Here is a 13802-nt window from a genome sequence, read left to right as displayed (position 1 = left end):
AAGTGCACAAATACTTCTTTACCGTCTGCTGAAACAACAAATGATCCTGGAGTGTTCTTCACACTCTGTAAACTATCTGACTGTTCAAGAGCTTCGCCATCTACGTAAATCTGTCCGAGTGTTTCCTGCAATCTTTCTCCTTTAACAGGTCTAACTTTCCCCGGTTCATCTATCACACCGCTCAACTCGTAGGGATTGTAAGTCCCCTGCTCAAACAGGAATTTCGGCAGTTTTGCTTTGTAGACACCACGGCCAATAGCTTGCCACTCGGTATCAAAAACATCTGAGCCCTTCAGATAAACTTCTGTGCCAGGAACAGCCTTGAAGGTAATCAAACTTTCAGGGATATATAGGTGCCCATGCCGCACAAGGGGTACCTGTTCACGATATGTCCCAGCACCGATAATGACTGTATCGTACATATCAACGACAGAAGCCGCCTTAGAGATGGTCTTGAAGGGAAGGTTTTCCGTGCCCGGATTTGTATCCGCTGCTTTGGGATGGTGTTGCGCTACATAATATTTTTTGCCCATGGATTCGGGTGCGTTCGGAAAGTATTTCCGTTTTTTCAACATTTCTTCTCCTTTGTGTTATTAATCATAGTGTCTTACCTCCTTAATCTCTCAAGATTCTTTTTTGCTCCGGAATATCCAGGATAAATCTTCAAGGCTTTTACCCATAATTCTCTGGCCTTTGGATAATTCTTTTGCTTGTAATACGCCAGGCCTAATCTATTATATGTATCTGCCAGATATAAGCGGGCTTTTGTATAAGATGGATTCAAGGTTAGTGCTTTTTGAAATTGTGTAGCAGCTGTATAAAAGTGTTTTTTTTCTAGATATACAGCTCCCATATTAAAATAAGCAGTAGAATAACCTGGTGCGATTTTAAGTGCTTTTTTGAAATGCAGTAGGGCATTCTCGTGCCTTCCCTCTGTTGCATATGCATTGCCAAGATTATTGTGAACCCTTGGCTCATTCGGTCTGAATTTTAATATGTAATTATATAAAGTAATTTCATTCTTCCAATGACGGCTCTCGGAATTAGTAAGCACTATTCCAGCAATAACCATCAATACAAGAAAAGTATAACGAGCTATATTTAAAACATGTCGATACTTTATATTTTTTGCATGGGACGTCAAAAGACTTGAGACAACAAGGAAGAAACCTATTGAAGGAAAGTATAGCCAGTGCTCTGCTACTGTTGCATTTAATTGCAGAGCGCTTTGATACGGAATAAGACTTACTATAAACCATATTGAGCCAAAGAGAACAGGTCTTTTCTTTCTAAAAATGATGACAAAAAGAATAAATGCAAGAGGTACAAGAATTGATAGTATTCCAATTGGCTGGAAGATTGAATGAGGCATGTGAAGCTCTCTCTGATAATGTAGGTTTATTGGGAATAGAAGAAACCTTATGTATTCGGCAAACGATCTGCTTATAACCAGTAAAAGATGAGGCATGTTCATATTTTGTTTGAATAGAAACACTCCAGTCTCATTCTTTAACAGAGCCAGCCGTACTAGCCCATAAATTAATGAAATTACAAAAAATATCAGATAATGCCGTGATTTAATCTTTGGCTTAAAACAAAGTCCATATGCCCCAATAAGTAGGATGAAGACTATAGCGTATGCTTTTGTGAGCAGGGCAAATATATAGAAAGTAATAGCATAAAACATGCCCCAGAACTTGTTTTGAGGGGCATATGTTATAAACAGGAGTAATGAGAAGAGCATAAATAAGGTTACTATTGGATCAGCTCTGCCAGATATATATGTAACAGCCTCAGTATGAATTGGATGTACAAGAAAGAGAAGAGCTGTAAAAAATGCCATCTTTTCCTCTTTGAACATATAGAAGATTATTTTGTATAGCAGAATAGCGTTTAAAATATGAAGCAGGAGATTTGTCAGATGATATCCAACAGGATTCTCTTTCCATATGCTGTAATCTATCAGAAATGAAAGCGAGACAATAGGCCTGTAAAAGATTCCACCTTCACCAGTTTTATGGTAGAGGAAGGAGGTAAAAAGATCTCCAATATGTTTCCAGCTTTTTATATAGGGATTTATGCTAATTAGACCAATATCATCCCATACAAAGCTGTTCTGGAAAGAGGTTAGGTATGCGGCTATTCCTGCAAGAATGATTATAAGAATATATTTGCGGTTATTCATGTCCAGCACTTATTACTGCTTGCTCTTTAGGGATTTATTGTCCAGATATCCCTGGAGAATGAGCTGACTTGCAATCCTGTCAACTTTCTTCTTCTTTTTTCTGCCTTTTACATTTAAAGCCGTAAGACTTCTTTGTGCAATAACAGTCGTTAATCGCTCGTCCCAGTGTTTAATCGGAATACGTACTGAAGAAGCTATCGCTTTCGAAAATTTCATTACCTTTTCTGCCTGCGGACCAAGAGTGCCATTCATATTTTTAGGCATTCCAACAATAACTTCTTCTATATGTAACTGATTTACTAGGTTACATATTTCTTTTATAGCCTGATCATCGGATTCTCTATGGATATTTTCAAGCCCCTGTGCTGTTATGCCTAACTCATCACTTACCGAAACTCCTATCCGCTTATCTCCAATATCCAATCCGAGGATTCTACGCATTTATTCCTTCTCGTATTATTTCAGGAACCTGTTTTAAAGCTTGATCAAGCTTGGATACGTCCTTTCCTCCTGCCTGTGCCATGTCTGGCCTACCACCACCACTACCACCAGTAATTTGCGCAATCTCTTTAATGATCCTTCCAGCATGCAAACCTTTAGACACAAGATCAGAAGTCACTGCTGTTACAAGGCATACTTTATTCTTCTTTACAGATCCGAGTACTACTACGGCTGATGAGCCCAGCTTTGTTTTTAATACATCTGCGATGTCCCTCAATGCCTCATGCCCCATATTCTTCAGAGACGCAGAAACTAGTTTTACATTATTTACTGTAATGGCTTTCTTGATGAAATCATCTATATTTGTCATTACCTGTTTGCTTTTAAATTTTTTGCTTTGTTTTTCAAGCTCTTTATGATTTTTTATAAGTGTTGCTACCCTGCTTGATATTTCAGATACGGGGGCATGTAAGAGATGAGAAGTTTCCGCAAGAATTTCTTGCTCTTCTTTCATAATATTATATGCAGCCTCACCACATGAGGCCTCAATTCTTCTTACCCCCGAAGCAATTGAACTATCAGAGATTATTCTAAACAATCCTATTTCTCCTGTATTTTTTACATGCGTTCCTCCACAGAGCTCTACACTAAAATCACCTATCCGGACAACCCTTACTGTCTCCCCATATTTCTCATTGAATAAGGCAATAGCTCCAAGCTCCTTAGCTTTTTTCATAGAGGTATTAAAGGTTTTTACCTCAACAAGTTCCATAATCTTTTGGTTTACAATTTCTTCAATGCTATTAAGCTGATCATTACTAACAGCGTTAAAGTGGTTGAAATCAAATCGCATTCTTTTCTCTCCAACCCACGATCCAGCCTGTTGGATATGTTTGCCAAGAACCTGGCGAAGCGCATATTGAAGAAGATGCGCTGAACTGTGATGTTTTGCAATTCTCATGCGTCTGGCTATATCAATAGATGCAGTCACATTATCACCAATTTTGATTGTGCCTTTAGAAATTTTAGCTTTGTGAATAAACGTATCAGATATTTTATAAGTATCTTTTATCTGTATGTCGCAATCTTCTCTGGAAATTACGCCTGTATCTCCAATCTGGCCTCCGGATTCAGCGTAAAAACATGTTTTATCAAGTATTAGCTCAATGTCATCCTGCTGTTTTGCTTTATCAGTTTTTTTGCCACCTTTTAGAATACATAATATCTGCGCCTTATCAGAATACTTACTATATCCAGTAAACAGAGTGCTTTGTTTAAAAACAGTAACCCTTGAAACTAGTGGAGTTTGCGAAATACTTCGTTGTCTTTGTTTAGCCATTTCCCTATTAAATTCCTCTATATCCACTTTAAGCCCCTGCTCTCTTGCCATTTCGCAGGTAAGATCAATAGGAAAACCGAATGTATCGTATAACCTGAATGCACTCTCTCCGCTGATGAGCTTTTTCTTATCTTTTTTAACATATTTAACAAGCTCTTGAAATAGGTTTATTCCCTGCAGGAGTGTTTTCTGGAAGCGCTCTTCCTCGCTCTTAAGTATAAGGCTTATATGCTCTCTTTGCGTCTCCAGCTCAGGATATGCATCCTTCATAATATTTACAACGGAACCAACCAGTCTGTATAAAAAGGGCTGATTAAGCTGGAGCACGTTTCCCCTTCTTGAGGCTCTTCTTATAAGCCGTCTGAGCACATATCCTCTTCCTTCGTTTGAGGGCATTACTCCGTCTGCTATCGCAAATACCAACGCACGGATGTGATCAACAATTACCTGTATTGATACAACATATTTATCTCTATATGATTTTTCTGAGATTTCGCATACAGCCTCAACAATAGGTTTAAAGAGGTCAGTATCATAATTTGAGCTTACGTTTTGTAATACTCTTGATATACGCTCGAGTCCCATGCCAGTATCCACATGCATGGAAGGCAGCTCCTCCAACGACCCATCCTCTCTGCGGTTATGCTGTATGAACACCAGGTTCCACAGCTCCAGGACATCTGGATTATTGGCGTTGATTAAAGATTTATTACAGCCATTTTCAGTTAAATCAATATGTATTTCTGAACACGGCCCACATGGACCAGTCTCTCCCATATCCCAGAAGTTTTCTTTTTCACCAAAGCGGAGAATATGGCTGGTATCAATATTTGTTTCAGTCTTCCAATAATTAAAGGATTCTTCATCCGGCTTATATACAGTTGCCCAGAGTCTTTCCTTTGGCAGTTTCCATACTTCAGTAAGCAGCTCCCATGCCAGACTAATTGCTTCTTTCTTAAAATAATCACCAAATGACCAGTTACCAAGCATTTCAAAAAAGGTATGATGATGACTGTCATGTCCAACATCTTCCAGATCATTATGTTTCCCGCTGACCCTTATGCATTTTTGAGAGTTTGCCACGCGTTTGTAATTACGTGAGCCATGACCTAGAAATACATCCTTAAACTGGTTCATCCCTGCATTTGTAAAGAGCAGTGTCTCGTCTTGCACAGGAATCAACGAAGCACTGGGAAGAATAGTATGAGCTTTGTTCTTAAAGAATTCCAAAAAGGATTTTCTAATTTTTTTACTTTGCATAATCCCTTATACCTTAGTTCTTGACAGAGTTCAATGCTGCATCTATCGTGTGCAGGGAAAGAATTAAATACTCAATACGTGAAGCACCGAATTCATCCAGGCGCTCTGCACAATCTTTGAGAATAGCCGCAAAAGTCTTTCCAAACTCTTTCACAGGTAAATTGTCAATTACGTCGCTCAATAATGTCGTTCCACGCTGTAAGTCATTTTCCGCCAAAGCCTCCGCACAGTCATCAAGCACTGTCATGAAATTATCGCTGTCCCTATGAAACTTCTTTATTCTCCTCTTCAAGGAAAGCATGGCTTGTGAGGCAGCAGTTCCTATTTCCGAACGCGGCCGACGCCAAAGTCGAACAAAGTAGTGCTCATTTCCAACAATACGCGCCAGAGCAAGAGCTAGCTCCATTCTGTTACACTCATCCTGTAATGTCTGCAGGAGAGTTAATAGCCCATCAGTTGCTTCGGTTGCTCTAAGTGTTCCTAAAGCTGAGGCGTAAGCTATACGCAGGCCGCAATTCGGCTCATTTTTGAAGCGCTCAAGCAGCAAAGGGATAGCTTGAGCATCGTCCAGAGTCGCCAGTGCCCTGGCGCTGCGGGCTTGAAGCAATGGATATCCTGATACTAAAGTCTTATGAAGCGGCTCAATTGCCGTCTTGTCTCCAATTCTGCCAAGCGCCCAGGCAGCAGCAATACTAAGATCAGGGTTATCGCCACTAAGAACCTGAATCAAAGCATTGACTAGTCTATCATCTGGACGCGTTCGGGAAATTGAAATAATGGCTTCATAGCGGACATTGAAACTGGGATCAGAGAGTGCATGGAGAAGTTCATCAATGTTTAACGGACTCTTTGCTTCGCCGAGATGTTCGGTCGTTGATACTCTGGCGCCCTCCTCTTTGGCCAAATAAAATCTTACCACAGACCCGATTGCCACAAATGGATTTCCATGAAGAAACATACATGCAAATTTTCCTGTCGGCATATCACTATCAACTCGCACCTGTCTTATTAACAGTGCTCCCACAATAAGTAATATAAAACTCACAACAAAGAGGGGAGTATAAGGATCAAGCGTTAGATTGAAGAAATTACCTCCCATTCCTTTGAAATAATCCAAAGATCGTCCGGCAATCAGTTGACTACAGCCACCTACCAATCCAATCCATGCATAGTATACCGCCATATACTCTGTTTTTTTCTGTGTGGGAACAACACCGACATACAAAAGCCTACCACTCCCAATCATCAAACCTATACTAGCCGCCCCGCCGAGAAATGCTATGCTCATGGCAAGCGAACTACTCCAGGCACTATGTCTTGGCATCAACAACCAGCATACAGGAAGCAAAACCATCAAGTGCAGACCTGAAAGCATTATGGGTTTACTCCCATAACGATCAGCGGACCAGCCCCATAAATAACCGGAGAGTAACCCCCCAAATAGGGTCCCGATCTGCAGTAGCACAACATTGCTTGAACTAAGCCCTACCTGTTCTTTCATGAACAAAGGAACAAATGATAACAGTCCTACAGAAACCACTGTTACTGCTCCTATGCCGCCATTATAAAAAAGAAAGTTCCTGTCGTGTAGCACATTCATCATTTGCTTGAAATGTGCTGTTTTTGCAGCAGTGTCACGAACTGGTGCTCCTCCAGGGATAAAGGATGCGAAGCATACCGCAATTAGGCCAAAAACCACACCTGCCCCAATCAGGATCATGAATCTGCTCAAACCCAGAGAGCGTCCTACCACATAACTGGCAACTGCGATAGCCAGAGAACCGGTCAGAGTAATAAATATGTTGTCTATAGCAGTATATTTACCGCGAATTGAATCTGGTACGACCTCCTGGAACCATGGATAGTATGCCGTCTCTCCAATCGCCCGGCAGATGGCAAAGACCAATAGAATTCCAGCCATATAAATAAAGGTTACATGAATTCCAAACCGCGACAAAATCCATGGAGCTAAAAGCAAAAAAGCTATGACAAGTTTTCTCAGTCCCCAGAAAATGATAAATGTGCGCTTAAAACCTGTGTGCGCAATCGTCGGAGCAATGAATAAAGCTAAAATGCCGCAAAAAGGAAAGAGGGAAAGAAGAAATCCTATCTGGGTCTTGGGTAAGCCGAGTTCATTTAAAAACAGAATAAACACAGAGCCAAATACAGTAAAATAGGCAAAGACATTATTTGCCGCATTGTGGGCAATACTCCACGGCAAAAGGCGGATCTTTTCCGCGTCAGTTAATTTTGCATGCATCTTCAGACAGTCTTTAACCCAGCATTTTCTCTTATCTGCTTTTCAAGCTTATCTCTAAGATCAGGCTTTTCTGCCAGATATCTGATTGCGCCCTCGCGGCCCTGAGCTATTTTCTCTTCATTATAAGAGAACCATGCACCTGCTTTTTCAATCAATTTATGCTCAATTGCCATATCAAGGATCCCTGCCTCTTTGCAAATACCCTGATCATACATAACGTCGAATTCTGCCTGTCTGAATGGAGGAGCAACCTTATTTTTAACAACTTTTACCCTGACTCTGCTTCCTACTGCTGCTTCGCCTTTCTTGATTGTTGCTATTCTGCGAATATCCAGTCTTACAGACGCATAGAATTTAAGAGCATTTCCACCCGTAGTAGTCTCAGGACTGCCGAAAAAAACTCCTATTTTGTGCCGTATCTGATTAATGAATATAACAGATGTCTTTGATTTACTTATGACAGCAGTAAGTTTTCTCAGAGCCTGTGACATAAGCCGCGCCTGAAGCCCCATATGCGAATCTCCCATATCTCCTTCAATCTCTGCGCGTGGAACCATAGCAGCTACTGAATCTACAATTATTACGTCTACAGCATTGCTTCTGACAAGGGTTTCTGTAATGCCCAATGCCTGTTCCCCGCTATCAGGCTGCGAGATTAAGAGACTGTCTAAATCAACACCCAGAACCTTGGAATACTTTGGGTCAAGAGCGTGCTCTACGTCTATGAACGCTGCCATACCGCCAGCCTTTTGTGCATTGGCAACAATATGCAGAGCCAGCGTTGTTTTCCCTGATGACTCAGGCCCATATATCTCCGTTATTCTACCACGCGGTATGCCTCCTACACCAAGCGCTGTGTCCAAAGCTATTGAGCCTGTAGGTATTACATCAATATCAATAGCAGCGGATTCCTCTCCTAATCTCATTATAGATCCTTTCCCATACGATTTTTCTATTTGAGCCATTGCATTTTCAAGTGCACCGTCCTTTTCCGGGGCTTTTTTATCAGCCATAACTATTCCCTCCTTAAAATTAATATTTTATTCTATTTTTATTACCACATTTTAGGAAAATTAGAAAGATTTTATTTATTTAGATGATTTAGAGGGAAGGTCTTTAAGATGTTATACTGCGCGCCTTGAGGCTTAAGCATGCTTTCCATCAGACAGATTTCTTCTGCAAGCATTTCACCTAGCTTAATATTTTTTAATTCTTCTAAGGTATTTACAAGCTTATTGCGGTTTTTGCCAGAATGGACTCTTGCAATAGTAAGATGCGGTTGAAATCTGCGATTTTCTTGATGCAGGGGAAACATGGAAAGTGAATTTTTTATTTTAGTATTTAGAAGAGAAAGCTCCTCTCTGCCTTTTTCTATACCAACCCATATTACTCTTGGATATTCTGGATTTGGAAAGGCACCCGTCTTCTCAAAAGATACTGAAAATGTCTCAAATCCTGAGACACTTCCATTAATTGCGTCTTGAATGTCATTTATGCTCTCAACAGGAACATTGCCCAGAAATTTCAGGGTAATATGTATGTTTTCCAGTTTCGCAAGCTGTAGGCCTGTGTTAGCTTTTTTTAAGTAATCCTGAATCTCTCCTAGTCTGTTCCTAATTTTAGCCGGAATGTTAATAGAAATAAAGCTTCGGATGATATTTATCCTATTTTATGTTTGATTTATAAGATGTCTTCTTAGTATGTCCAATGCAGTCTGTGCAGCTTTTTGTTTAATAATGTCTCTGGTTCCAAAAAACTTGTGTTCTGAGGTATCTACTCCATTCTGATGCGCAAGTCCGATATAAACCAAGCCTACTGGTTTCTCTGAAGTTCCGCCTGTTGGTCCTGCTATTCCTGTTACTGAAAGACCGTAATCAGTACCTGCAAGTTCTTTTATCCCTTTTGCCATAGCGCTTGCTGTCTGGGAGCTTACTGCTCCGAATTCTTCAATTGTGTGTAAAGAAACATGTAGCAATCTGATTTTTGCTTCATTACTATAAGCAATAATAGATTCAATGAAATATGCTGAACTTCCAGAGACATTTGTTAGGAGATTAGAGATCAACCCTCCAGTGCATGATTCAGCAACAGCAATTGTTTTATTTCGCAGTGTTAAAATAGCTCCAACAATTTTCTCCATTGTTTCATCCTCTGCGCCAAACACACAGTCTCCAAGGCAATCTCTTATCTGAGTTTCCACATCTGCTATCAAGGAATCAGCAATGCCCTGATTGCCAGCCTTTGCAGTTATTTTTATATCCACCTCTGTAGTATGGGCCAAAAATGCAATACATGGATTTGAATATTTTTCTGTAATATGTGTAATTTTTTCGTCAAGATCTGATTCTCCAGGACCAAAGGTTCTTAATGTCTGAGATTTAATGACAAGATTTTTACTGTATTTTTTTTCGAGATATTTAGAAACAGTATGTTCAAACATTTGTTTTAATTCTCTTGGAACACCAGGAAGCAGAATGATGGTGCTTTTGTCTCTTTCAATAATTAAGCCGGGAGCTGTTCCTGTTTCATTATTAATAATCATAGATCCTCTGATAATAAGAGCTTGATTATAATTGTTAGAGGGTATTTCCTTTTTTCTATCCTTGAAGAACCGTTCTATCTTTGAGAGGATGCTGGGTTCCAATACCAAACGAGTTTTTAGAACACTAGAGACAGCTTGTTTAGTTATGTCATCTACAGTTGGGCCCAACCCTCCGGTAACAATAATTACTTCTGAGCGTTTAATTGCTTCAGAAAGCACTGATTCCAGATGAGGATAGTTATCTCCAACAGATGTCTGGAAACAAGTTTCTATACCCAGGGAGGTAAGTTTTTCTGCAAGATATGATGCATTTGTGTTGATAGTGCTGCCTGTGAGCAGCTCTGTTCCAACAGTAATAATTTCCGCAGACATTTCAACCTGTAATCTTTACCTTGCTCCTTTTGTTGCAGCTACCATTTGTTTGACATAAGAGGTAACTTTACTAAGGAGGTCTGGCTTATTGAGGTTTTGTTCAATTAACTTAACTATTGCGCTTCCTATAATCACTCCATCAGCATATGATGCAACTTTTTTTGCATGCTGCGGTGTAGAGATACCAAAACCAACAGAAACTGGTTTGGAAGTGAGATTCTTAATCCTTAATACATTCTGCCCAATTGTTTTTGACAACATACCTCTAGTCCCAGTTACACCAGTAAGGGACACATAATAAATAAATCCTTCTGTCATTTTAGCAATTAGTTTAATTCTATCATCTGTGCTTGTAGGAGCAGCAAGGAATATTATAGCAAGAGAAGAATTTTTCGTTTTATTATAGATTGGAAAAGCTTCTTCTGGGGGAAGATCAGGGACAATAACTCCGTCAATACCAGCTTTTATAGAGTCTTTTACAAAATTATTAACCCCATATTTAAATATGGGGTTATAGTATCCCATTAAGATAATAGGGATACTGCTTTTCTTTCTAATGTTTCTGACAAGGGTTATCACAGTTTGGAGCGAAACTCCATTTTTAAGCGCTCTTTCAGAAGCCTGTTGTATTGTAGGACCATCTGCAAGCGGATCTGAAAAAGGAACGCCAAGTTCAATAATATCAGCTCCGGCTTTCTCAAATGCGAAAACCAGTTTCTTTGTTATAGCAAGGGTTGGATCACCTGCAGTTATAAAAGGAATGAAGGCTGTTGTATTTGTTTTGGTTAGATTAAGAAATACCTTTTCTATTCTGTTCACAGTTTTACTCCCAGCACCTTTGCTACTGTGTCTGCGTCTTTATCTCCTCTGCCGGAAAGACAGATTATAATTGTCTTGTTTTTCTTGAGTTTAGGCGCAAGTTTTTTTGCATAAGCGATTGCATGAGCGCTCTCTAGCGCAGGAATAATTCCCTCTGTCCTGCAAAGCAGCTTGAATCCCTCCAGAGCCTCTTTATCTGTAATGGAATGATATTCAGCTCTGCCTGTTTTTTTCAAAAAGCTGTGTTCTGGGCCAACTCCCGGATAATCAAGCCCTGCAGAAATTGAATGTGCTATTTTTATCTGTCCGTTACTATCTTGTAAGAGATAACTCATACTTCCATGAAGCGTACCTACCGTCCCTTTTCCCAGTGTTACAGCATGCTTGCCTGTTTTAATGCCAAGCCCTGCAGCTTCCACACCAATAAGAGAAACTTTCCTCTCAGGTATGAACGGATAAAAAATCCCTATGGAATTACTTCCTCCGCCAACACATGCTACAATGTAGTCAGGTAATTTTTTCTCAATCCTGAGAATTTGTTTTCTGGTCTCTTTACCAATAACTTTTTGAAAATCCCTCACAATCATTGGATATGGATGGGGACCTACAACAGAGCCAATAACATAGTGTGTGGTCATGACATTTGTAACCCAATCTCTAATTGCCTGATTTGTAGCATCTTTGAGCGTCCTGCTTCCAGAGGTTACAGGTGTAACTTTTGCTCCAAGGAGCTTCATTTTGAAGACGTTCAAAGCCTGTCTCTGGATATCTTCTGTGCCCATAAACACTTCACATTCCAGCCCGAACATACTCGCAGCAGTTGCTGTTGCAACCCCATGTTGTCCTGCGCCAGTTTCTGCAATAATTCTCTTTTTCCCCATTTTTACGGCAAGTAGTACTTGTCCCAGAGTATTATTAATCTTATGCGCCCCTGTATGTAGCAAGTCCTCTCTTTTAAGGTATATCTTTGCGCCTCCAAGTCTTTTGGTGAGTCTTTGAGCAAAATATAGAGGTGAAGGCCTACCTGCATATTCACACAGGTAATAATTTAATTCTTTTTGGAAGCTTTTGTCTTTTTTTGCAGATAAATAAGCTTTTTCAAGTTCCAAGAGTGCAGGCATAACAGTTTCAGGCACAAACATGCCGCCAAATTCTCCAAAGCGACCGTGCTTATCAGGTAATTTCATAACTCTTTCCCAATTAATTTTCTTACTTCAGATTCTATGTTATCGCCTCTCATCAATATCTCTCCAACAAGTATAGCATGTATACCATATTTAGAAAGTTTTTTAACGTCATTTCTTGTTCTTATTCCACTTTCACTTACAACAATCTTATCCTCAGGAACTTCCCCTTTTATTCTGAGGCTTGTTTCAATATCAACCTCCAGAGTATCAAGGTCACGGTTATTTATTCCTATTATTTCTGCATTGCAGTATAGAGCCTGCTCAAGTTCCCTTTCGGAATGAACTTCAACAAGTACAGCCATTCCAAGTTCATTAGCCATAGCAAGATAATCTGCAAGCTGCGATCTCTCAAGTATTCGGACTATTAGGAGAATTGCGTCTGCTTTATATGCTCTTGACTCATATATTTGATACTCATCTACAATAAAGTCTTTTCTCAAAATTGGGACATCAATCACATTTTTAGCCATATCTAGGTATTTTATCTCTCCTTGAAAGAACTTTTCATCCGTTAAAACAGAAATTGCATCTACCTTTGCAATTTTATAGGCTTCGGCAATTTTCTCTACAGAAAAATCTTCTTTTATGACTCCTGCGGAAGGAGATGCTTTCTTAATTTCAGCAATAAGATTCATTTTCCCGTGTTTTGAAATACCTGATATAAAATCCCTGGGTTTAGCAGAAGTAGCGATTTTCTCCTTAAGCTCAATAACAGGTTCTTCTATTTTTCTGTTCTTAACTTCCTGTATTTTATTTTCAACTATTTTATCGAGTATCATATGTTAAAATTTACTAAATATTTACGTCTAGGGATTATAATGCAAATCAGATGAAAAATCAAAAAAAGAAAACCCGTCCAGCTAACTTTCTTAACTGAACGGGTTTATCTATTGGATTCGTAACTTAGTCTATATTTTTTATAGCTTTTTTACGTTTGCAGCTCTATTACGACCTTTCTCATCCTTCTCTATGTCGAACTCTACAACGTCGTTTTCAGCCAAGGACTTAAATCCTGCGCCCTCAATAGCAGAATGATGCACAAAACAGTCATCACTTCCATCATCGGGTGTAACAAACCCATAACCCTTTGCATCATTAAACCACTTTACCTTACCTTTAGCCATCTTCCGAACTCCTTCTTTTGTTTATTCGAGGACAGAATATGAGAGACTATCGCCTCAATATCACTTTCCTTGTCCTACTAACTTTTTGCATGATAACAAAAAAAAAATAAAAGTCAAGCTATTTTTTTATGCTTGTCAAGACAAATTAAAAATGTCCCCTTTTTAACAAAATCAAAATGTCCCTTTTTGTTTTTTTTGATATATTAAATTAGTAGTAGTAAATTTTTCTTTTTGGTCAAGCTTTTTCTTTTTGTTAATTATGTGCATAATGTG

General features: G+C 39.4%; 12 protein-coding genes. All 12 read right to left on the bottom strand.

Going from position 1 to position 13802, the window contains the following annotated elements:
• The coding region (locus Q7J67_03550; protein ID MDO9464352.1) for a DUF1565 domain-containing protein at positions 1-575 on the bottom strand (575 nt) is incomplete at its 3' end.
• Between the two features lie 32 nt (positions 576-607).
• Positions 608-2185: a tetratricopeptide repeat protein gene (locus Q7J67_03545; protein MDO9464351.1), complete on the bottom strand. Its 1578-nt coding sequence runs from the start codon at positions 2183-2185 to the stop codon at positions 608-610.
• A gap of 12 nt (positions 2186-2197) precedes the next feature.
• Positions 2198-2626, bottom strand: a complete 429-nt coding sequence (gene ruvX / locus Q7J67_03540) for a Holliday junction resolvase RuvX (protein MDO9464350.1) — start codon at positions 2624-2626, stop codon at positions 2198-2200.
• The gene (alaS, locus tag Q7J67_03535; GenBank protein MDO9464349.1) at positions 2619-5225 is read right to left on the bottom strand and encodes an alanine--tRNA ligase; all 2607 of its coding nucleotides are present in this window, start codon (positions 5223-5225) and stop codon (positions 2619-2621) included. Before alaS ends, ruvX begins: the two co-directional genes overlap by 8 nt.
• Positions 5226-5238: 13 nt before the next feature.
• Complete coding sequence (locus tag Q7J67_03530; GenBank protein ID MDO9464348.1) at positions 5239-7485, bottom strand: MFS transporter; 2247 nt, start codon at positions 7483-7485, stop codon at positions 5239-5241.
• Positions 7486-7487: 2 nt separating this feature from the next.
• The gene (recA, locus tag Q7J67_03525) at positions 7488-8498 is read right to left on the bottom strand and encodes a recombinase RecA (protein ID MDO9464347.1); all 1011 of its coding nucleotides are present in this window, start codon (positions 8496-8498) and stop codon (positions 7488-7490) included.
• Between the two features lie 71 nt (positions 8499-8569).
• A complete protein-coding gene (thpR, locus tag Q7J67_03520) occupies positions 8570-9082 on the bottom strand; it encodes an RNA 2',3'-cyclic phosphodiesterase (protein ID MDO9464346.1) in 513 nt (170 codons plus the stop codon).
• Between the two features lie 72 nt (positions 9083-9154).
• Positions 9155-10399 carry a competence/damage-inducible protein A gene (locus Q7J67_03515; GenBank protein ID MDO9464345.1) on the bottom strand — a complete coding sequence of 415 codons (1245 nt, stop codon included), beginning with the start codon at positions 10397-10399 and terminating at the stop codon, positions 9155-9157.
• 15 nt (positions 10400-10414) lie between these two features.
• Positions 10415-11218 (bottom strand): tryptophan synthase subunit alpha, encoded by an 804-nt coding sequence (gene trpA / locus Q7J67_03510; GenBank protein MDO9464344.1) that lies wholly within the window; start codon positions 11216-11218, stop codon positions 10415-10417.
• Positions 11215-12405 (bottom strand): tryptophan synthase subunit beta, encoded by a 1191-nt coding sequence (gene trpB, locus Q7J67_03505; GenBank protein MDO9464343.1) that lies wholly within the window; start codon positions 12403-12405, stop codon positions 11215-11217. The genes trpA and trpB overlap by 4 nt, the downstream gene beginning before the upstream one ends.
• Entirely contained in the window at positions 12402-13184 is a 783-nt protein-coding gene (trpC, locus tag Q7J67_03500) for an indole-3-glycerol phosphate synthase TrpC (protein MDO9464342.1), read from the bottom strand. The genes trpB and trpC overlap by 4 nt, the downstream gene beginning before the upstream one ends.
• A 138-nt stretch (positions 13185-13322) precedes the next feature.
• Positions 13323-13529, bottom strand: a complete 207-nt coding sequence (locus tag Q7J67_03495) for a cold-shock protein (GenBank protein ID MDO9464341.1) — start codon at positions 13527-13529, stop codon at positions 13323-13325.
• Positions 13530-13802 lie beyond the last annotated feature (273 nt).

The organism is bacterium, assembly GCA_030652805.1.
In the GTDB taxonomy this organism is placed as follows: domain Bacteria; phylum JAHJDO01; class JAHJDO01; order JAHJDO01; family JAHJDO01; genus JAHJDO01.
This window is presented reverse-complemented; position numbering and strand designations above follow the sequence as displayed.